Here is a 22,167-nt window from a genome sequence, read left to right on the forward strand (position 1 = left end):
ATTCTTTCACCTTGTCGCCAAAACGACGACAAGGTGACGTTGTTATTTTTACTTTTCAGGTGTCTTATATTATGAAAACGCGTCAACTTATTACGCTGACAGGGATCGTTGCACTCTCTGGCGGTGTTATATTCCCCTCACAGGCCGAGGAATTAAGTGAAACTTCTCGCAACAACGAAGATGAAATGGTAATCACCGCATCCGGTTTCTCACAACAAAAACGTGAAGCCCCGGCGACCATTTCCGTTATCGATCGTAAAACACTGGATATTCAACCCGACCGTAACATCGGTGAAGCAATAAAAAATATTCCCGGCGTTTCAGTTACCAACAGCAGCGGTATGAATGCTGGCAGCATTATGATCCGCGGGATGGACCCGTCCTATACCGCATTCATGGTCAACAGCGTCAAACAAAACACCGGCGAGTCACGCCCGTACGGACACGATATTGGTACCGAAGCCAACTTCTTACCGCCGATGGAGGCCATTGAGCGTATCGAGGTTATTCGCGGGCCGATGTCATCGCTGTACGGATCAGATGCCATCGGCGGCGTGGTGAACGTTATCACTAAAAAGCCTTACGGTACAAAGGACTGGACGACGGCAATTGCCGCCAATACCTGGCTTCAGGAACACCAGTATCTGGGCAATACCAGCCAGATGAATCTGTTCACTATGGGTCCCATTATCCCTGATGTTCTGGGATTAAGCGTGGCGGCAGACTGGCTCGACCGACGCGATGACGATCGCAACAATTACTTTGGCAAGCATAACCGTAAATCCGTGGATATGACGCTGGGTCTGGCCGCCAGCGAAAATAACCTGTTCGACCTCAACGTCGTCACCGGTGAACAAGAGAAAAACCGCACCCAGAAACGTGGCGCGCCGTGGTCATGGCTGTTCGATCGTAACGCCGTCACCCTCACTCATACCGGCTGGTACGCAGAAGATACCGTCGCGACAACCAATTACATTAACTACGAAAAAGGCCGGTCAAAATACGTTTACGACGGGCAATCACCGCAGTATGTGCAGATGGAAAACTACGTCGCCAACTCGCAAACCACCATCACTCTCGACAACCACAAGCTGACCGTCGGGGCGAATTTTACCCGTGAAGAGTTAAACGACCGCTTTGATGTGGCAAACAAAACGCTGCCGGGTTCAGAACCCGTGACCAAAGTCAGCCGCAACGGTTGGGCGCTGTTTGCTGAGGACGGTTGGAGTATTGATGATTTTATCCTGACTACGTCAGCGCGTATGGATCAGGATGATAATTTTGGGACACATATTACGCCAAAAATGTACGGCAACTGGGCATTCAGCGATGCCTGGGCGCTGAAAGGCGGCGTTTCCGCAGGGTATAAAAAACCAGAGCTGCGCGCGACCTCCAGCGACTTCGTCACGCCTTACGGCTCAACTGTGCCTTATCCGTTCCTGACGGTGGGTAATGACGACCTGAAACCGGAGAAAAGCGTTAACTCTGAGCTGGGTCTCTACTGGACAGGCAATACATTGTCGCTGGATAGCACCGTCTTCTATACCCAATTCAAAGATAAAATTGCCGAGCAAACCATTTGCGAAACCACGGCGACAAATCAATGCTCCGTAAATGGTTACAAGGCAGATTCCGTCAGTAAGTACTTCAACGTTAGCGAGGCGGATGTATACGGTGTGGAGCTCAACGCCGACTGGCAAATCAGCGCGGATATTAAAGCTAACGCCAACTACACCTGGAACCACAGCGAGCAGAAAAGTGGGGTAAATAAAGGCTACGCGCTGAACGATTACCCACGCCATATGGCAAATCTGTCACTGAACTGGACGGCAACACAAAGTCTGGACGTATGGAGTACGGTGAATTATCGCAGCAGTAACCGCAACAGTGGCAACAACTATAAGTACGATGACTACACGATGGTAGACGTAGGCGTACGCTATAAACTCAATAAAAATACACAGCTGATGGCGGGTATCTACAACCTGCTGGATGAGGATCCGAAGCTGACTACCGCGTGGAATGAGTCCGCTCAGGTGGAAGGACGTCGCTATAACCTCGGCGCGCGAGTGGAGTTTTAAGCCCTGTAATAAAACAACGCCACCCGAGGGTGGCGTGTTCATATTAGTACTGGTCTCTGTCTAACCAGTTACCGCTTTCAATCAGCGTTAACCCCTCGACCGGACGTTGGTACACGTACATCCATGCACTTCCGTACGGCGTCTGAATTAACTGGCGTGCATACTCGCCGCCTCGCGTACGCAGAGCGTCAAGCTCTGCCAGCGTAGCGTTGTCAATACGATAAACTTCCCCGTGTACCGATCCGTTTCCCGGAACTGCGCCTGGATAGTGGCCCAGACTATACAACTGGTAGTTCTCGATATTGAAATCACCCAGCAACTGGGCGTTGGTCATCCAGTGGCTGTTGCCCTGTTTGCGTCGTAAACTACCGTAGACAAATATTCGCATTGCTAAAACTCAAACTGATAGAGCAAATCAAGTGCCTGATCTACGCCAGACACGGCTTCCAGATATAGCTTAGGCATCAGACGATAACGTAGCGTGAGTGTCGCTAAGGAGTCAAATATACCCACACCATATTTCACCTGCAGACCTGGCAGTACGTATCCGCTGACAACCACCTGAGATGAGTCGCCCACCCCTTGTGTGTCCAGTGCCAGATTGCTTACGCCAAATGTCTCCCCGATTTTACCCACAACCTGACCACTTTGTGCAACCCCCAGACCAATAAGCATTGATGTCATTGCCGCACTGTCGCTCTGCTCGCTGTCCAGTCCTTGCCCACGAAGCAGGTAGGAAAGCGCCATTTGCTGTGACATCGCCGGGTCAGAGAAGATCTCCGCTTTTGGTTCATCAGCAGTACCTGTAACGCGAACACCGGCAATGACGTCGTCTTCAGTGGCATCCGGGTTACGAATCGCCTCGATGTTGAGCAACGGCTGGTCCGGCGGGCCGGAGAACAACAGCTCGCCTTTGCGCACAATAAGATCCTGACCATAAGCATGGAAGCGACCGCTCGGGATGTTAATCTGCCCGTTAAGCCCCAGCCCCTGCTTGTCCTGCGCCACTTTCAGATCGCCTGTCAGTCTTGCTTTCAGACCAAACGCATCGATGCGCACGTTGTTGCCTACATGCACGATCAGATTGCTGTTGATCGGAATACCCGCACTCTGTGGCTTCTCAGGCTGAAGATCGTTATTGAGCATTACCATATCGCTGGAGACACCCACCGCGCTTTCCGGCAGGTCATGCACCACAATACGCGCCCACGGTACATCAACGCTACCATCCAGCGTGAATAAACTTGGCGTGGCTTCGAAGACCACATCCGGAGATACATCCAGACGAACCATTGGCGGCACGGTGATACGAACGCGGCTGCCTTTAGCCGCGATACGCGCCCGCCAGTTGTCTATCTGAGTCCAGTCGGCGTCACCACTCAGGTTAATCTGTCCCTGCTGCGTGCGCACCACGCCCGCAATCGTCGAACGTGACCCCGTGAAATTAATCGCCAGCTGGCTTGGCTGCATGTCAAATGGCATAAAGTTGCCGTCAATGTCCAGACCACTAAGCTGTAGCTGTCCGAGCAACTGCGGGCTTTGTACATCGCCGCCGAGGCGCAGGTTAGCGTTTAGCATCCCCGCAGCTTTTTCACCACGCGAGAAGATGGGATTGACCATCGCCAGATTAAAGTTACGGATATTGACGTTACCGCCAAGGTTGCGTCGCCCTTGCGGATCGGTAACCTGCACCTGCCCGTCAAACTGTCCGTTATTGGTCAGGCGAATCAGCCATCCCAGTTCGGCACGGTTATTATGCAGGTCAGCGGTCATATTCAGCGTTTCAAATGCCACCGGCAACGGTGCATCATTGACGCTTTGTGTGACCTTCACGTTACGCCCGCTTAGCGTTACCTTTCCCTGTGGCAACCCTTCTTTAGTCGTGTCCCAGCTTACATCGGCTTTACCGCTGAACACGCCGCTCGCCTGCGTGGTATCTGGCATAAACGGTTTCAGCATCGCCAGATCGAAGCGGTTCAGATTAACCACTGCACGTCCTTCAGCACCGGCATCAATCGTCTGCGGCACGCACAGCTCAGCGTTTGGATTGTTCCAGCAGTGCGGTCCGATGCTGATTTTCTGTTCCTGATTACGGTAATCCAGCGCTATCGCGCGGTTCAGCGACCACGGACCAACCGGCGTCTGGAAGCGGGTATTGCTCAAGGCTCCTTTCCAGCGCTGTTCTTTGCGATCAAAACTCCCTGCCAGGTCAAGCTGCCCGGAGACCGGCTCCCCCTGAATACGCAGCTGCAGCTCATGTTGCTTTTCGCTGCCTTTGGCATTCAGGGTTACGAGATTGATATTCACATCAGGTTGCACAATCCGCTCTACGCGCACGTTGAGGCTACCGGCGATTTGTTCAGCCGATTTCACATCGCCTTCAACACGCACCTGGGCAACGGAGAGTTCCTGCCAGCGCAGGCCACGGGCTGTGATATCCGCCAACAGTTGCGGCGCTTCCACCGTACCGCGAATTTTGACCAGACCTTTCGCCGTACCGCCTAACCCCGGTAGCGCGTTATCCAGGCCCGGAGCATCAATCATCGCGTCGAGATTGAGATCTTTTACCCCCAGTTCACCTTTCACCTCGGCGCTGTTACGCCCCAGTTCCAGGTGCAGGCCTGGAATTGTCCACTGCAGGTAACTGTTCCCTTTCAGTGAGCCATTCACATTAACCTTGTTCTGTTTAACGTTACCGGTCAGCTTTAGCTCCGGAACCTCCATCTGCCAGGTTCCGCCATACAGGCTACCTCGGGTTTTCACCAAACCATTCAGTTTTGACGGCCAGTCCGGAAGCTCTTTCGCAGTGTTAATACCATCCAGCGTCAGTTCTCCACGCCAGCTTATAGCCTGCTGCCAGTCAAGCAACGCTTTGAGTTCGGTTTTCCCCTCCAGCGCCGCCACGGTAAGTTTGTCGAGATTAATCTGCTGTTCGTTGCCTTTAGCATCCAGCGTAATGGTTGCCGGAGGAATGTCCTGTCCCTTCACTGCTGTGCGCATCGACAGCGTATAGTCCGTCATTTTGCCGGTCAGTTTGAGCTTGATATCATCGGCCTGGAATTGCTTATCGCCAGTAAACGGCCAGTAAACCTGTTTGCTGACGACGTCCAGATTGAGCGGTAATCCTGCTTCCGCCAGGCGCGTCTGTGCGCGCAGATCCATATCCACCGGGCCGGATAGATTAACACCCACTTCCAGTTGTTCGCGCAGCGCGCCACCAACCTTCAGCTTCACCTTTTCGCCTTTTAACGGGTCAATGTTCAGCGTGCTGTTCAGCGTAATATCGACTGGCCACGCATCGGTCAGTTGCGCCGTCCCGCTGGCGTTCACCGTCCCCTGGCTGGAGTCGATATCCAGCGCATCGAGCTTCATATTGCCGTCAATGCTGCTCACTTTCAGCAACATGTTGTGTACTGTCAGATCGGTATCCCCAGTCACGCGCAGTTGCTCGCCGCGGAATTCTTCAATATTGAGATTCAGCGGCAGGTGAACATCGGTCATTTCCGGTAGGACCGGTTTTGAGAACAGATCTTTGAGCGTTTCACCCAACGGTTTCTCATCCGGCTGCGGATTCTGGATCTTCGGCTCAACAACCTCTTCCTGGGCGACTTCCGCCACTTTAGGCAGTGCAATCAGCAGGCCCTGTAATGACGTTGGCTTCAGGGTCAGCGTTTTTTCCTGCCAGTTCAGGCCGGAAGTAAAATCCAGCACGGAAACGGTGGTGTCATCAATTTTGATATTGATGTTGTTAAGCGCCACGCGTGAAAGCGTGATGGGATAAGGCGTTGACAGATTAAGCGGGCCGCTATCCTCTTCCTCCACCGGAGCAGAAGGCGGCATTTTTTTACTGTCGATAGCCACGTTAATATCTTTTAGCGACAGATCATTGACGCACAGACTGCTGTTCCACAGACAGTTGAGGCCGACGGCCAGATGCACTTCACCCGCATTCACCGCCACGCCAGGCTGATCGTAGCGGATATTTTTCAGCGATAAATCCCGCCAGCCGCCAGTGACCTGGCCTATCTCCAGCCCCGGAACCCAGCGATTAGCCGCCTTAAAGAGCAGATGCAGACCCGAGGTTGTACCCACGAGAAACGCTACGGTGCCTAACAACAGCAGGATAAAAATCAGAACGCCGAGGCTTATCTTCTTCCATAAACTCATAATTCAGGCCCCAGACCGATGTAAAACTGTAAACCATGCTCATCTTTGTCGTCGACAGGTACAGCAAAATCGAGCTTGATAGGTCCTACCGGTGACTGCCAGCGCACACCAACCCCGGCACCGGTTTTAAAATCACTTCTGCGGATATCGCTGACCGCTTCACCGCTATCAACAAACATCGCACCCCACCATTTTCCGGTCACGTTGTACTGGTATTCCAGCGATCCTGTCGCCAGTTTCGAGGCCCCTTTCAGTTTGCCGTCGCTGCCTTCAGGCGCAATAGATTTGTATTTGTAACCGCGAATACTGCGGTCGCCCCCGGCGAAGAAACGCAGATCCGGTGGTACTTTGTCGAAGTCTCCGGTTTCAATCCAGCCGAGGTTACCGCGCATCACAAAGCGATGACGGTCGTACAACGTGCGGATCCAGACGTTCTGTGCCTGGAAGACGGAGAAATCGACATCTGAACCCCAGGCGGTATTCGAGTAATCGATGGAATAGCGCTGAGAATCCCCCCAGACGGGCATCAGACCGCCGCGCGAGCGCGTCCGGCTAATCATCACACCAGGATAGAGCAGCATAGTGGTATTGGTGACATTACCCTGGGTAAAGTGGTCGAGGCTCCAGCGCAGGTTAATTGCGCGCTGCCAGCCGCTGGAGAGATCCCAGTAGCGAGAGACGGCAAGCGTGGTGGAGTCCTGCTCGGTATCGTTCAAATCGGTACGTTTAAATCCCCCCTGAACCAGGTAGTACTGCTCCAGTGGGTTCTTTAACAGCGGCATTTTATAACTGAAATCAAGAACCTGTTCAGGCGCAGAAACGCTGACGCTGGTCGCCAGACTGTGACCGTACGAGTTCATCCACGGTTTTTTCCACGTGGTTTTTAACCGTGGCCCGACGTCGGTGGAATAGCCGACCCCGGTTTCAATGGTGTTTTCCGTGCGTGGCGAGACCACGCCTTTCAGCGGCAACACTTTGGTTTTGCGGGCTTTGTCGAATTCCGGCGCGACCACTACAGAATTAAACCAACCGGTTGCCGAGAGACGACGGTTCAGCTCCGCCAGATCTTTCGATTCGTACTCTTTGCCTTCTTTGAACGGCACCAGATTTTGCAGATACTCATCGCGAATCTGCGATCCTTCAAAGGTGACATGTCCAAAACGATAACGCTCTCCGCTGTTGTAATCGATATCCCAGAATGCCTGGCGACGATCGAGCGCGATCCCGAGTTGGCTTTTATTAAATTCACTGTCGAAATAGCCCTTACGCAGCGCCACGCTGGTTAGCGACTTTTTGAAGCTGTCATAGTCGCCTTGATTCAGCACAGTGCCGATGGCTGGACGCGTTTTTAGCAGGTCCAGATAATCTCTGTCAGTGCGCGCCCCACCGCGTAAAATGACGTCGGTTCCGCCGATCAGTACCGGTTCACCGGGTGTCACTTTGGCAATCAACACCTGACGTCCCTTCGCCGGTGGTGGACGCAATTCAAAATCAATGGTCGGCTCAAAATAGCCCAGCGCTTTTAGCCCTTCGCGAATAGCATCATCGACGCGCGCACGAAAACGGCGGTCAGGCGTGACTTCATCACTCTGAATCGTGGATAACTGCGCACGGACGTTTTTTTCCAGCGGTCCCGATAATCCCTCGACCTGTAAGCGAACATTCGCAGCGGCGGCTGAGCCACTTAAGCACAGTAACCCCACCCAACATAACTGACGGATATGTGGCACATTTTCTCCTGAATATCCTTTTTTCCCACCCCTGGAAAAAAATACTATGCCGTTCCTGGGCTTAACAAAAAATCAACAATAAGAGTTGAAAAACAGACGACAACCCAAATATTTCTTATGTTTAACTCTAGACGTATTCACACCGTTTATTGTGGGCAAAGACGCGTCTTGTTACAACCTTAACCCAAATGACTGATTTCGGGAGAACGGCCATGAGTTTATTTGATAAAAAGCATCTTGTTACTCAAGCAGATGCATTACCTGGACGCAACACCCCGATGCCAGTGGCAACGCTGCATGCGGTTAACCAACATTCAATGACCAACGTGCCCGACGGTATGGAGATCGCCCTTTTCGCCATGGGCTGTTTCTGGGGCGTAGAACGTTTGTTCTGGTCACTCCCCGGCGTGTACAGCACTGCAGCCGGATACACTGGCGGCTATACCCCCAATCCAACCTATCGGGAGGTTTGTTCTGGTGATACGGGCCATGCTGAAGCAGTACGTATCGTCTATGATCCGCATGTTATCAGCTACGAACAGCTACTGCAGGTATTCTGGGAAAATCACGACCCGGCGCAAGGTATGCGTCAGGGCAACGATCAGGGTACTCAGTATCGTTCCGCAATTTATCCATTAACTCCGGAGCAAAATACCGCAGCCCAGGCCAGCCTTGAACGCTTTCAGGCAGCGATGACCGCAGCCGGTGATGATCGCCCTATTACAACGGAAATCAAAACGGCAACCCCGTTCTACTATGCCGAAGACGATCACCAGCAGTACCTGCACAAAAATCCTTATGGATATTGCGGCATTGGCGGCATTGGGGTTTGCCTGCCGCCACAAGGATAAATATCAGCCTCTGGCGACTTTACAGTCGCTTACGCTATACTAGCTTCTGAATTTACCGGCTCACTTCCGCGAGCCGGTTTTCAATGAATATTCCATTGGATTTATACTCTATGGATTTCGAGTTGCAGAAAGGCGGCAAACTCGTGAATCCCCAGGAGCATAGATAACTATGTGACTGGGGTGAATGAGTGCAGCCAACGCATCTGCGGCTTGAAAGACGACGAGTATCAACTTCTCCCTTCCGAGGATCTGGCCTTAACGGTCGGATAAGATATGTTAAACAGTATTTTAGTCATTCTCTGCCTGATCGCCGTGAGTGCGTTCTTCTCGATATCCGAGATCTCGCTTGCCGCATCACGCAAAATTAAACTTAAGCTGCTTGCCGATGAAGGCAATATCAATGCACAACGCGTTATGAAGATGCAGGAAAATCCCGGCATGTTCTTCACCGTGGTGCAAATTGGTCTTAACGCCGTCGCCATTCTTGGCGGTATCGTGGGGGATGCTGCGTTTTCTCCGGCTTTTTACGGCTTGTTCTCGCAATACTTCGCTCCAGAGCTGTCTGAACAGTTGAGCTTTATCCTCTCGTTCTCACTGGTAACTGGCCTGTTCATCCTGTTCGCGGATTTAACCCCGAAACGCATCGGTATGATTGCGCCAGAAGCTGTGGCTTTGCGTATCATCAACCCGATGCGCTTCTGCCTGTTCGTGTTCCGCCCGCTGGTGTGGTTCTTTAACGGCCTGGCAAATAACATTTTCCGCCTGTTTAAGATCCCAATGGTGCGCAAAGATGACATCACCTCAGACGATATTTACGCCGTGGTAGAAGCTGGCGCGCTGGCGGGTGTACTGCGTAAACAGGAACATGAGCTGATTGAAAATGTGTTCGAGCTGGAATCCCGTACCGTCCCGTCTTCCATGACATCACGTGAAAACGTCATCTGGTTCGATCTGCACGAAGACGAGCAGAGCCTGAAGAACAAAGTTGCGGAACATCCGCACTCCAAGTTTCTGGTGTGTAATGAAGATATCGACCACATCATTGGCTATGTGGACTCCAAAGATCTGCTTAACCGCGTACTGGCAAACCAGAGCATGGCGCTAAACAGCGGCGTGCAGATCCGCAATACACTGATTGTACCGGATACGCTGACGCTCTCAGAAGCGCTGGAAAGCTTCAAAACTGCAGGTGAAGACTTTGCCGTCATCATGAACGAGTACGCGCTGGTAGTAGGGATTATCACGCTTAACGACGTAATGACCACGTTGATGGGTGACTTAGTCGGTCAAGGCCTTGAAGAACAGATCGTAGCACGTGATGAGAATTCCTGGCTGATTGACGGCGGTACGCCGATTGATGACGTGATGCGCGTGCTGGATATCGACGAGTTTCCACAGTCTGGCAACTATGAAACTATCGGCGGTTTCATGATGTTTATGCTGCGTAAAATCCCGAAACGCACCGACTCGGTGAAGTTCTCAGGCTATAAATTTGAAGTGGTGGATATCGATAACTACAAGATCGATCAGCTGCTGGTGACGCGACTGGACAGCAAACCCAGCGTCCTGGTGCCGAAACTGCCGGATGCAAAAGAAGAAAGCAAAGCCTGAATGTCCTGAGTGTAAAAACATCAACGGCTCCTGTTTAAGGAGCCGTTTTTTTATATACCACTTACACTACTGCATAGCACTTTGGTCAAGCCATCTCAGTTTGCAGACGCAAAACCTGACGGTTAACTTCGGACATCACAGAAAAATGCTGTTTGTCCTTCACTTTTGGGATAAGAATCTTACCCTTATCAAATTCAAAAGCGCCTACATCCTTGATATATAACCGTCCACGAAACAGGATCTTCACGTACTTCGCCACCTGCAGCGGGTTGTATCGTTGGAAAATTTTCATTGTTGTCTCCTGCTGAGCATTACGCCTTTGCGGTACCACAATCGGTCCGACAATACTCAGGCGCAAATTTTAATGCCCTATGACTATAGACTATCTCTACGATGTTTCCAGCGTGTATAAGTTTATTTACCTTCAGGTTACAATTATTCAGAATTATCTTTTCATCCATTCGCTGTCTTCAGTATAAGCCTTCATTTTTCACAGGATTTGTGCGCCCGTCCGCAAACTGGCATCGCACTTGCGGGAAAAAGCATCATTCGCACATATGATTAAATTCCAGACCCAAGTGGTCGGATCACCTGCAAAATATAAAGAAAGAAGGAAACACCATGACCTTACAAAAACTGCTGGCGGTATCATGCCTGCTGCTACCCATGATGGCCTCCGCACATAAGTTTGAAACCAACCAGCGCGTGCCGCCGGTGGGGATTACCGATCGCGGTGAACTGGTGCTTGATAACGATAAGTTTAGTTATAAAAGCTGGAATAGCGCGCAGTTGCCAGGGAAGGTACGCATTGTGCAACACATTGCCGGACGCACTTCTGCCAAAGAGAAAAACGCGACGTTAATCGAGGCAATCAAAGCGGCAAATCTGCCGCACGATAAATACCAGACCACCACTATCGTCAATACAGACGACGCCATTCCAGGCTCCGGCATGTTCGTTCGCAGCAGCCTTGAGAGTAATAAGAAGCTCTATCCCTGGTCACAGTTTATTGTCGACAGTAACGGTGTTGCGCGTAAAGCCTGGCAACTGGATGAAGAAAGTTCAGCCATCGCGGTACTCGACAAGGATGGCCGTATTCAGTGGGCAAAAGATGGCGCATTGACGCAGGAAGAGGTGCAGCAGGTTATTGCCCTGCTGCATAAGTTGCTCAGTAAATAGAGACCCGGAAGCCGGGGTTGAGAAACGATTCACGCGGAGTGTAATCCAGGGGTTTCCCCTGCCAGTCGTGAACGTGCGCCCCGGCTGCTGCGGCAACAGCGTGGCCTGCGGCAGTATCCCAAACATTGGTTGGCCCAAAGCGCGGGTACAGCTGTGCCTGCCCTTCAGCGACCAGACAAAACTTCAGCGACGATCCAATCGACGTGGTCTGATGCTCACCTAATTGTTGCAGATACTCTTTTAGCTCATTGTCAGCATGCGAACGGCTGATCACCACCAGCGGTGGACGCGCGTCGCGTACCCGGATTTGTTTGCGCACGCCGTACTCTTCTTTCCACGCCTTACCTTCCGCCGCGCTGTACATCACGTTCATCACCGGCGCATACACCACGCCCAGAACCGGTTTTCCCTTCTCAATTAGCGCAATATTCACGGTGAATTCGCCGTTACGTTTGATGAACTCTTTCGTTCCGTCCAGAGGATCAACCAGCCAGTAGCGCTGCCAGTGCTGACGTATATCCCAGCCCGGGGGAGCCTCTTCTGATAAAACCGGAATATCTGGCGTCAGGGCCTGTAATCCTTCGAGGATCACCATGTGCGCGGCAATATCCGCCGCAGTGACCGGAGAATCATCCTGCTTGCTGGTGATCTCTATCGGTTTGATTCCATCGTAGACCTGCATAATGGCATCGCCCGCGTTCCGTGCAAGCTGGCATACATGTTCTAGCATTCTCCACCTCGTTTACACCCGTCATACTTCAAGTTGCATGTACGTTGGCTGCGTTCCTGCAACTCGAATTATTTAGAGTATATATCAGTGATGTTAACTCGTTGTTTTACTTATACCCGATCGTCAGGGGATCCGCCAACTGTGATAGCGTCTGCGGTTTTAAACGCTAACTTCATGTCATGATTCACAGTTCTGTAAGCAAGAAGATTTATATACATTTTCTTTTGTGGCTTAGATCTTAAAAAGGATGCCCCTGATGATTAAGTTTAGTGCAACGCTTCTGGCCACGCTGATTGCAGCCAGCGTGAATGCTGCAACCGTCGATCTCCGCATAATGGAAACCACTGATTTGCATAGCAACATGATGGATTTCGATTATTACAAAGATACACCAACTGAAAAATTCGGTCTGGTGCGTACGGCAAGTTTGATTAATGCCGCCAGGGGTGAAGTAAAAAACAGCGTTCTGGTCGATAACGGCGATCTGATTCAGGGCAGCCCTCTCGGTGATTACATGGCGTCCAAAGGGCTTAAAACTGGCGAGACTCACCCGGTCTATAAGGCGCTCAATACTCTCGATTACGCGGTGGGCAACCTCGGCAACCATGAGTTTAACTATGGGCTGGAGTATCTGCATAAAGCGCTCGCTGGCGCAAAATTTCCCTACGTTAACGCCAATATCATCGACGTTAAGACCCAAAAGCCGCTGTTTACCCCTTACCTGATTAAAGACACTGAAGTTGTCGATAATGAGGGCAAAAAGCAGACACTGAAGATTGGCTATATCGGCTTTGTACCACCACAAATCATGACCTGGGACAAGGCTAATCTCAGCGGTAAAGTGACGGTGAATGACATTACCGAAACCGCACGTAAGTATGTGCCGGAAATGCGCGAAAAAGGCGCTGATGTGGTGGTAGTGATTGCTCACTCCGGTCTCTCTGCCGACCCATACCAGACCATGGCGGAAAACTCTGTTTATTACCTCAGCGAAGTCCCGGGCGTGGATGCGATTATGTTTGGCCACGCTCACGCCGTTTTCCCGGGTAAAGACTTTGCCAGTATCAAAGGCGCAGATATTACCAAAGGCACGTTAAACGGTATTCCTGCAGTAATGCCAGGCATGTGGGGCGATCATCTGGGCGTGGTGGATCTGGTACTGAACGACGACAGTGGTAAATGGCAGGTCACCCAGGCGAAAGCCGAGGCGCGTCCCATTTATGACGCGGCGGCTAAAAAATCCCTGGCTGCCGAGGACAGCAAGATAGTTGAGATCCTGAAAGCCGATCACGACGCCACGCGTGAGTTTGTCAGTAAGCCAATCGGAAAATCTGCCGATAACATGTATAGCTATCTGGCATTAGTGCAGGACGATCCGACCGTACAGGTCGTGAATAACGCGCAAAAGGCCTACGTTGAACACTTTATTCAGGGTGATCCAGACCTGGCAAAACTGCCGGTACTTTCTGCCGCTGCGCCGTTTAAGGTCGGCGGACGTAAAAACGATCCGGCAAGCTTTGTAGAAGTCGAAAAAGGCCAGCTGACTTTCCGTAATGCCGCCGATCTCTATCTGTATCCGAATACCCTGGTGGTGGTAAAAGCCAGCGGTAAAGAAGTGAAAGAGTGGCTGGAATGTTCCGCCGGGCAATTTAATCAGATTGATATTCACAGCAACAAACCCCAGTCGTTAATTAACTGGGACGGCTTCCGTACCTACAACTTCGACGTGATTGACGGCGTGGATTATCAGATTGATGTTTCACAACCCGCCCGCTACGACGGCGAGTGCCAGACCGTGAACGCCAAAGCAGAGCGTATTAAAAATCTGACCTTTAACGGTAAACCTATCGATCCTGACGCGACCTTCCTGGTAGCAACCAACAACTATCGCGCCTACGGTGGCAAGTTCGCCGGTACCGGCGACAGCCATATCGCGTTTGCTTCACCGGATGAAAACCGCTCAGTGCTGGCGGCATGGATAGGTGCCCAGACGAAGAGTGCAGGTGAAATTCACCCGGCGGCGGATAACAACTGGCGTCTGGCACCGATTCACAGCGATACGAAGCTGTATATTCGCTTTGAAACGTCACCGTCCGATAAGGCAGCTGCGTTTATCAAAGAGAAAAAACAGTATCCAATGAATAAGGTCGCCACTGATGATATCGGCTTCGCGATTTATCAGTTGGATTTGAGTAAGTAATGATAATGCCGGATGACGGCTAACGCCTTGTCCGGCTTAAAAATTGTGTACGCACACAGGCCGGATAAGCGAAACGCCATCCGGCAACATATCATGCAACCCGCTCTTCCCTCAGCGCCAGAACCTGAGGTAAATTCATTTCAATCCAGTCCGCCAGTGCAGCAACTTTATCACTCACCTGCTCACCCAACGGCGTGAGACTGTACTCCACATGCGGCGGAACCACCGGATACGACACCCGGTTGATAAACCCGTCCTGCTCCAGCGCCTGCAGGGATTGCGCCAGCATTTTTTCACTAACGCCGCCCATCTTGCGACGTAAATCACTGAACCGGTGCGTACCATCACGCAGCGCCACCAGAATCAACACGCCCCAGCGGCTGGTGACGTGTTTTAACACCTCGCGGGAGGGACACTGTTCGGCAAATAAGTTGCCGTCACGCAATTGCTGAGAAAGTGTCGAAGTTGTCATATTCATACTTACCTTTTTGTACGTACTTACTAAAAGTAAGTTTAAGTGCTAGCTTTACTAAACACAAGACAAACACCAAGGAGTTCCCCATGATTGCGATTACCGGTGCCACTGGTCAACTGGGCCAACACGTTATTGAAGCCCTGCTGAAAACCGTACCCGCCAGCCAGATTGTGGCCATTGTGCGTAACCCAGCCAAAGCTACTGCACTCAGCCAACAGGGTATTACCGTCCGTCAGGCGGATTACATCGACGAGGCCGCTTTCACTACAGCATTGCAGGGGATCGACAAGCTGCTGCTGATCTCGTCCAGCGAAGTTGGGCAACGTACCCCACAGCATCGCAACGTGATTAACGCGGCAAAAGCCGCCAATGTGAAATTTATTGCCTATACCAGTCTGTTGCATGCCGACAGCTCTCCGCTGGGGCTGGCAGCTGAACACGTGGAAACCGAGAAAATGCTGGCTGACTCCGGCATTGCTTATACCCTGCTGCGTAACGGCTGGTATACCGAAAACTATCTGGCCAGCGCGCCAGCCGCGCTGGAGCACGGCGTGTTTATTGGTGCTGCGGGCGAAGGCAAAATCGCCTCAGCGACCCGTGCCGACTATGCTGCCGCTGCCGCACGCGTCATCAGTGAAGACGGTCACGCCGGTAAGATCTACGAGCTGGCGGGCGATGAGGGCTGGACCCTGAGCCAACTTGCCGCCGAACTGGCAAAACAGAGTGGCAAAAAAGTGGTGTATCAAAACCTGAGTGAAGCCGATTTTGCCGCTGCGCTGAAAGGTTTTGGTTTGCCTGCCGGACTGGCGGATATGCTCGCCGACTCTGACATCGGTGCCTCAAAAGGTGGTCTGTTCGACGACAGCCACACCCTGAGCCAATTAACCGGTCACCCGACAACTTCTCTGGCGGACAGCGTCAAAGGCATCGTGTAAGTGTTAAAAATCGGTTAATTATGGTGGCATCCCCGCGTATCCTCTCTGATAATGAAAGACGATGCGTGGGGAGAGAAAACGTGCAAGGTGTACCTGAGCAGTTCATTGATGAGAAAGACAGCGCCCGCTTTCGCCATCTGGCGCAGGTTCCGGGCGTTGAGTTGTATCATGCGCACATCTCCCGTTATGCCTTTGAACCACATACCCACGAAGCCTTTGGCATAGGCGCGATTGAAGCGGGTGCAGAACGGTTTCGCTATCGCGGTACGCAGCACGTTGCTCCTGCCCACTCCGTCGTCACCATGAATCCCGATGAGCTGCATACCGGTGAGGCGGCAACCGCCGACGGCTGGCGCTATCGGATGGTCTACCTCGAACCTGACCTTCTGGAAGACGTCACCGGGATCCGCCACTGGTGGTTTCATGATGTTACGCGCCACGATCCGCTACGCTCGTACCAGATCTGTTCACTTATCCACGGCCTGTGGAATACCGAGGATCCGCTGGCGCAAAAAGGGTTACTGCTCGATCTGATTGATACATTCCAGCCTCTGGCCCGTCATGCGCCGGTACAACTGGAAGGCGCCCATCGCTTTGAGCGCGTACGCGAATATCTACACGACAACTACATGCACCCGGTGACGCTCGACGAACTGGCCCGCGTTGCCTCGCTGAGTCCCTGGCATTTTCAGCGCCAGTTCAAATCTCATTTCCACGTCACGCCACACCAGATGCTGATGGCGATCCGCCTGTGGCGTGCCAAATGTTTTCTTACTCACGGCATGCCCGCTGCAGATGTCGCCGCAGCGACTGGCCTGACCGACCAGTCGCATCTCACCCGCGCATTTACTCATCGTTACGGCATTACGCCTGTACGCTACCAGAAACAGGTTTTTTCGCGCTAATGCGCAATCTCATACAATACGTGGCCATTTTGCCTGCCTACACTGCTCGCAATGTTAAGCGATGTGGATGTCAAAAATGATTAGCGGTGTGTTGTATGCCCTGCTGGCCGGGCTGATGTGGGGATTAATTTTTGTCGGGCCGCTGATCGTGCCGGATTATCCGGCGGTATTGCAGTCGATGGGACGCTATCTGGCGCTGGGACTGATCGCCCTGCCGATCGCCTGGCTGGGCCGCGGACGTCTGCGCCAGCTGGCGCGTAAAGACTGGATGACCGCACTGACGCTGACGATGATGGGTAACCTGATTTATTACGTTTGCCTGGCCAGTGCGATCCAGCGCACCGGCGCGCCGGTCTCAACAATGATCATTGGCACATTACCGGTGGTGATCCCGGTATTCGCCAACCTGCTCTACAGTCAACGTGATGGCAAATTATCGTGGTGGCGCTTAGCCCCTGCCCTGGTGCTAATCGGCATTGGTCTGCTGTGCGTGAATATTTCTGAGCTGAATCAGGGACTGCCTGATTTTAGCGGTTGGAGATACGGTTCCGGTATCGCGCTGGCGCTGGTTTCCGTAGTGTGCTGGGCGTGGTATGCGCTACGTAATGCCCGCTGGCTGCGAGAGAATCCCGATAAGCATCCAATGATGTGGGCAACAGCGCAGGCACTGGTAACGCTTCCCGTCTCCCTGCTGGGATACGTTGCGGCCTGTCTGTGGCTAAATGGACAAACACCAGATTTCTCTCTGCCCTTCGGCCCACGTCCGGGCGTGTTTATCGGTCTGATGGTCGCCATTGCGGTACTGTGTTCGTGGGTGGGAGCATTGTGCTGGAACGTCGCCAGTCAGAAGTTACCAACGGTGATCCTCGGGCCGCTGATTGTCTTTGAAACGCTGGCGGGCCTGCTCTACACCTTTATTTTGCGCCAGGAGATGCCGCCGCTGCTGACCCTGAGTGGCATCGTGCTGCTGGCTGTGGGTGTGGTGGTCGCCGTCAGGGCCAAACCGGAAAAACCAAGTGTCGTCGCGGTTTCACCATCATAATGTGCTGGATAGTACTGCGCTAATCCGGCCTACAGGATATTTTCTTGTAGGCCGGAGCAGACGTTAAACTTTAAACACCGCCACCGTCTGATTCAGGCGTGCAGCCTGCTCTTCTAGCGCGGCAGCGGCAGAAGCAGACTCTTCCACCAGCGAGGCATTTTGCTGCGTCACGCGGTCCATCTCAGCAACCGCCTGACCTACCTGATCAATACCCCGACTCTGTTCATCTGAGGCGGATGCAATCTCACCCATGATGTCAGTCACCCGGCTGACGGCACTGACTATTTCCGCCATCGTTTCACCGGCTTCATGCACCAGCGCAGTACCGGCGTTGACCCGGTTACCGGAATCATCAATCAGCGCCTTAATTTCTTTCGCCGCCTGGGCGCTGCGCTGCGCCAGCGTACGCACTTCTCCTGCTACCACAGCAAAACCGCGCCCCTGCTCACCGGCTCGCGCCGCTTCTACCGCCGCGTTCAGTGCAAGAATATTGGTCTGGAAGGCAATACCGTCGATAACATTGGTAATTTGCGCAATTTTACTCGAACTGGTGGCGATCTCATCCATAGTGCGCACCACACCATCGACCACAGCGCCACCTTTCTGCGCCGTCTGTGAGGCATTTTTTGCCAGACTGGTTGCCTGCCGCGCATTGTCCGCATTCTGTTTCACGGTAGCGGTAAGCTGCTCCATACTGGCAGCCGTCTCTTCCAGAGAGGCGGCCTGTTGTTCAGTACGGGAAGAGAGATCATTACTACCCGCAGCGATTTCCCCCGCGCCGGTATAGATGGTATCTGCCCCATCGCGTACGACGCCAACCGTGTTTGCCAGCGCCTGTTGCATATCACGGACATTACGCGCCAGTAGCGCCATTTCATTACTGCCCTCGGCGCTGATACCGTGGGTCAGATCGCCAGCGGCAATATGGCGGATGTGCCCAATTACCTCATGGAGTGGCCTCAGCAGTACGCGTTGCATGGCTATCCAGCTGACGACAATAACGGTTATCACGATCAGCATCACCGCGGACAATAGCCAGATAATCTTCTGATAGTCCTTCTCGTTATCCTGTACACCAGCATTTGCCAGAGCAGATTGCGCAGCGCGCCATTCCTGATAAACCCCCTGCATCGCCGTCTGCTTTTGCTCAGCATTCTGTTTAAACATCTCCTCCAGTTTGCCTTCAGCGAGCAGCGCATTCATTTTTGCCAGCGTTGCAGAATAGATGCCGTACTGCTCTTCGAGCCGGTCAGCCAGATGCTCATCCAGACCCGGCGTTTCCGGCAAGGCATAGTATTTATCGTAATGATCTTTGGCATCATTCAGCAGGCGATTTGCTGTATTCACCAGTTCCTTCAACTGGCCACCGTTAATTTCATTCGCCATCGTCCCTTGCAAACGCAGCATACCCCGATTGAGCGTGACGCGAGCCTGGTTCAGGCTAATCCAGGCATCAGTAAACTCGGCCACATTCTGGCTGGAAAGCTGAGACACGTTAAAGTTTTGCTTGTCGTTATTGAGCGCGCCAATAAAAACGCCTGCGGAAATGAGCTGCATTGCACCCAGGGCGAGTAACACGGTGATAAGTAAGGTTATCACTTTGATTCGTTTGAACATCTGTTGCCTTTTTATTATGCAGGTATTGTCTGAGGTCTAACTATCGGCAGCAGCGTCCGCTTATTTAATCTTGTGACGCGGTTTTTTTCGCCGTTTTTCCCCTTTTCAATAAGATTCAGCATGTTAAAGAGATAAGAAATTTTCGTGACAACCATCACATAATCCTCTGCCCCGAAAGGGTTATATCCTTCTCTATAAGTTGCATTTAAAATGCACCTTATATTATTGAGAATGAGGTAACGGCTATGTCTTATCGCGATCAACCTTTAGGTGAACTGGCGCTCTCTATTCCTCGCGCTTCGGCACTGTTTCGTAAATACGATATGGATTACTGCTGTGGCGGTAAGCAAACGCTGGCACGCGCTGCCGCACGTAAAGAGCTGGATGTAGAAACTATCGAAGCACAGCTCGCACAGTTGGCAGAACAACCGCTGGAGAAAGACTGGCGCACCGTAGCGCTGGCAGAAATCATCGACCATATCATCGTTCGTTATCACGACCGCCACCGCGAACAACTGCCGGAACTGATCCTGCAAGCCACTAAAGTTGAACGCGTTCATGCAGACAAACCTAACGTACCACGCGGTCTGGCAAAGAACCTGACCATGCTGCATGAAGAACTGTCCAGCCACATGATGAAAGAAGAACAGATCCTGTTCCCGATGATTAAACAGGGAATGGGTAGCCAGGCGATGGGACCTATCAGCGTGATGGAAAGCGAGCACGACGATGCCGGTGAACTGGTAGAAGTGATCAAGCACATCACCAACAATGTGACGCCTCCGCCAGAAGCCTGCACCACCTGGAAAGCCATGTATAACGGCATTAACGAGTTGATCGACGACCTGATGGAGCACATCAGTCTGGAAAACAATGTGTTGTTCCCGCGTGCCCTCGCTGGTGAATAAAAAGGGCGCCTGAGAGCGCCCTGTTTTACGGAATATTAGAGCCGCATCGCGGCTCTTTTTTTATTAGCGTACGCCAGCCATGCGTTTCTTACCGATAAACAGCCAGCCCAGCCCCAGAGCAATGAACCACAGCGGCGTTACGATCAGTGCCTGTCGGGTATCCTCTTCCAGCGTCAGCAGTACCAGTACAAACACGAAGAACGCCATGCACACCCAGCACATCAGCTTGCCTAACGGCATCTTGTAGATCGATTTCTCATGCAGATGCGGACGCTGTTTGCGGTACACCAGGTACGAGCAAAGAATAATGGTCCAGACAAACATGAACAGAATCGCTGATACGGTGGTGATCATGGTGAATGCGCCAATCACACTCGGGTTAACATACAGCATCACTACGCCGCCCAGCAGGCAGATACAGGAGAACGTCAAACCTTTCGCCGGTACTGCACGTTTAGACAGCTTGGCGAACGCTTTAGGCGCTACGCCTTCCTGCGCCAGACCAAACAGCATACGACTGGTTGAGAACACACCGCTGTTCGCAGAAGACGCAGCAGAAGTCAGAACCACAAAGTTAATCAGGCTCGCCGCTGCCGGTAGCCCTACCAGCACAAACAGCTCAACGAACGGGCTTTTGCTTGGAACAACCGAGCTCCACGGTGTTACAGACATAATCACGATCAGCGCGAAAACATAGAACATGATAATACGGATCGGAATCGAGTTAATTGCTCGCGGCAGAGATTTCTCCGGGTCTTTGGTTTCCGCAGCTGTCGTTCCCACCAGCTCGATACCCACAAACGCGAACACCGCTATCTGGAAGCCAGCAAAGAAACCACTCAGACCTTTCGGGAACCAGCCACCATCATTCCATAAGTGCGTAAACGACGCTTCAACGCCGGTTGGCGACTGGAAGTGCGTCAGTACCATCACCAGACCGACAACAATCAGTCCAACAATGGCGACGATCTTGATCATGGCAAACCAGAACTCCATCTCACCGAACATTTTAACGGTGGCGAGGTTGAGACTCAGCAGCAGAATGATCACTGCCAGTGAAGCAACCCAGTCAGAGAGTCCAGGGAACCAGAATTGCGCATAAGCCGTAATGGCGACAACGTCCGCCATCCCGGTAACTACCCAGCAAAACCAGTAGGTCCAGCCGGTAAAATACCCAGCCCATGGCCCGAGAAGGTCAGAGGCGAAATCGCTGAAGGATTTGTATTCGAGATTTGAAAGCAACAGTTCTCCCATTGCCCGCATCACGAAAAACAACATGAAACCGATGATCATATATACAAAGATGATCGACGGTCCGGCGAGACTGATGGTTTTTCCGGAGCCCATAAACAGGCCCGTGCCGATGGCACCACCGATTGCAATAAGTTGAATATGACGGTTTGTGAGATTGCGCCGTAGCGACTGTTCAGACGAACCCTCTTCGTCGGCAACGACTTTTACCTGATCTACCATGTTTTTTTCTTCCTGTACCTGTCTGTGTTGTTCAGGCTCTACGGCCTTTAATGTGTCTATGATACGACGATCCCGTTAGCAGGACTCATCGATATTAGGTAAGAATCGGCGGGATGAATACTAAGATTTAGATATAATGTTAATTTAATGTTTAAAGTGAGTGTCATATCACTCTGATACCGCGAATTAGCTCACAAAAATACACGCAAGAACGTCATTTGCAAGATAAAATATCGATACTGTTACAACTATAGGTTTTAAAA

General features: G+C 52.1%; 17 protein-coding genes. 9 read left to right on the forward strand and 8 right to left on the reverse strand.

Annotated features, from left to right (window positions below; genetic code table 11):
- Positions 1–71: 71 nt before the first annotated feature.
- Entirely contained in the window at positions 72–2,081 is a 2,010-nt protein-coding gene (locus SK36_RS18435) for a TonB-dependent receptor domain-containing protein (protein WP_048222291.1), read from the forward strand.
- Positions 2,082–2,124: 43 nt separating this feature from the next.
- Here the strand turns inward: SK36_RS18435 and SK36_RS18440 are convergent, their stop codons facing one another.
- Genes SK36_RS18440 through tamA form a run of 3 tightly spaced genes read right to left on the reverse strand, consistent with a single transcriptional unit; the run spans position 2,125 to position 7,978 of the window.
- Entirely contained in the window at positions 2,125–2,469 is a 345-nt protein-coding gene (locus tag SK36_RS18440) for a gamma-glutamylcyclotransferase family protein (RefSeq protein ID WP_045439093.1), read from the reverse strand.
- A 2-nt stretch (positions 2,470–2,471) separates the two neighbouring features.
- Entirely contained in the window at positions 2,472–6,248 is a 3,777-nt protein-coding gene (gene tamB / locus SK36_RS18445; RefSeq protein ID WP_045439084.1) for an autotransporter assembly complex protein TamB, read from the reverse strand.
- The gene (gene tamA, locus SK36_RS18450) at positions 6,245–7,978 is read right to left on the reverse strand and encodes an autotransporter assembly complex protein TamA (RefSeq protein WP_048222294.1); all 1,734 of its coding nucleotides are present in this window, start codon (positions 7,976–7,978) and stop codon (positions 6,245–6,247) included. Before tamA ends, tamB begins: the two co-directional genes overlap by 4 nt.
- 212 nt (positions 7,979–8,190) lie before the next feature.
- Here tamA and msrA point away from each other — a divergent pair, with 212 nt between their 5' ends.
- Positions 8,191–8,829 (forward strand): peptide-methionine (S)-S-oxide reductase MsrA, encoded by a 639-nt coding sequence (msrA, locus tag SK36_RS18455; RefSeq protein ID WP_045439078.1) that lies wholly within the window; start codon positions 8,191–8,193, stop codon positions 8,827–8,829.
- 273 nt (positions 8,830–9,102) lie between these two features.
- Entirely contained in the window at positions 9,103–10,440 is a 1,338-nt protein-coding gene (locus SK36_RS18460; protein ID WP_045439075.1) for a polyamine export protein PaeA, read from the forward strand.
- A gap of 85 nt (positions 10,441–10,525) precedes the next feature.
- On the opposite strand, the gene SK36_RS18465 is transcribed toward SK36_RS18460, so the two are convergent.
- Positions 10,526–10,732: a DUF1107 domain-containing protein gene (locus SK36_RS18465; RefSeq protein ID WP_041143739.1), complete on the reverse strand. Its 207-nt coding sequence runs from the start codon at positions 10,730–10,732 to the stop codon at positions 10,526–10,528.
- Positions 10,733–11,061: 329 nt separating this feature from the next.
- On the opposite strand from SK36_RS18465, the gene SK36_RS18470 reads away from it, so the two are divergent.
- Positions 11,062–11,619 (forward strand): YtfJ family protein, encoded by a 558-nt coding sequence (locus SK36_RS18470; RefSeq protein WP_045439061.1) that lies wholly within the window; start codon positions 11,062–11,064, stop codon positions 11,617–11,619.
- Here SK36_RS18470 and cysQ read toward each other — a convergent pair.
- Positions 11,609–12,349, reverse strand: a complete 741-nt coding sequence (gene cysQ, locus SK36_RS18475) for a 3'(2'),5'-bisphosphate nucleotidase CysQ (protein WP_045439058.1) — start codon at positions 12,347–12,349, stop codon at positions 11,609–11,611. The two genes, SK36_RS18470 and cysQ, sit on opposite strands and share 11 nt — an antisense overlap.
- Positions 12,350–12,605: 256 nt before the next feature.
- Here cysQ and SK36_RS18480 point away from each other — a divergent pair, with 256 nt between their 5' ends.
- The gene (locus tag SK36_RS18480) at positions 12,606–14,549 is read left to right on the forward strand and encodes a bifunctional 2',3'-cyclic-nucleotide 2'-phosphodiesterase/3'-nucleotidase (protein WP_048222299.1); all 1,944 of its coding nucleotides are present in this window, start codon (positions 12,606–12,608) and stop codon (positions 14,547–14,549) included.
- A 91-nt stretch (positions 14,550–14,640) separates the two neighbouring features.
- Here the strand turns inward: SK36_RS18480 and SK36_RS18485 are convergent, their stop codons facing one another.
- On the reverse strand, positions 14,641–15,021 hold the full coding sequence (locus SK36_RS18485; protein WP_045439054.1) for a winged helix-turn-helix transcriptional regulator: 381 nt from the start codon (positions 15,019–15,021) through the stop codon (positions 14,641–14,643).
- A gap of 89 nt (positions 15,022–15,110) precedes the next feature.
- Here SK36_RS18485 and SK36_RS18490 point away from each other — a divergent pair, with 89 nt between their 5' ends.
- From SK36_RS18490 to SK36_RS18500, 3 genes are all read left to right on the forward strand, one after another.
- Positions 15,111–15,959 (forward strand): SDR family oxidoreductase, encoded by an 849-nt coding sequence (locus SK36_RS18490; protein ID WP_048222302.1) that lies wholly within the window; start codon positions 15,111–15,113, stop codon positions 15,957–15,959.
- An 80-nt stretch (positions 15,960–16,039) separates the two neighbouring features.
- The gene (locus tag SK36_RS18495) at positions 16,040–16,864 is read left to right on the forward strand and encodes an AraC family transcriptional regulator (protein ID WP_048222305.1); all 825 of its coding nucleotides are present in this window, start codon (positions 16,040–16,042) and stop codon (positions 16,862–16,864) included.
- Positions 16,865–16,940: 76 nt separating this feature from the next.
- Positions 16,941–17,906, forward strand: a complete 966-nt coding sequence (locus SK36_RS18500; RefSeq protein ID WP_048222307.1) for a DMT family transporter — start codon at positions 16,941–16,943, stop codon at positions 17,904–17,906.
- 63 nt (positions 17,907–17,969) lie between these two features.
- Here SK36_RS18500 and SK36_RS18505 read toward each other — a convergent pair whose 3' ends face one another.
- Entirely contained in the window at positions 17,970–19,523 is a 1,554-nt protein-coding gene (locus SK36_RS18505) for a methyl-accepting chemotaxis protein (RefSeq protein ID WP_045439045.1), read from the reverse strand.
- A 245-nt stretch (positions 19,524–19,768) separates the two neighbouring features.
- On the opposite strand from SK36_RS18505, the gene ytfE reads away from it, so the two are divergent.
- A complete protein-coding gene (gene ytfE, locus SK36_RS18510; protein ID WP_045439037.1) occupies positions 19,769–20,431 on the forward strand; it encodes an iron-sulfur cluster repair protein YtfE in 663 nt (220 codons plus the stop codon).
- A gap of 63 nt (positions 20,432–20,494) precedes the next feature.
- Here ytfE and cycA read toward each other — a convergent pair whose 3' ends face one another.
- Positions 20,495–21,904: a D-serine/D-alanine/glycine transporter gene (gene cycA / locus SK36_RS18515; protein WP_045439035.1), complete on the reverse strand. Its 1,410-nt coding sequence runs from the start codon at positions 21,902–21,904 to the stop codon at positions 20,495–20,497.
- Positions 21,905–22,167 lie beyond the last annotated feature (263 nt).

The sequence above is a fragment of the Citrobacter sp. MGH106 genome (assembly GCF_001037495.1).
GTDB lineage: Bacteria > Pseudomonadota > Gammaproteobacteria > Enterobacterales > Enterobacteriaceae > Citrobacter > Citrobacter murliniae.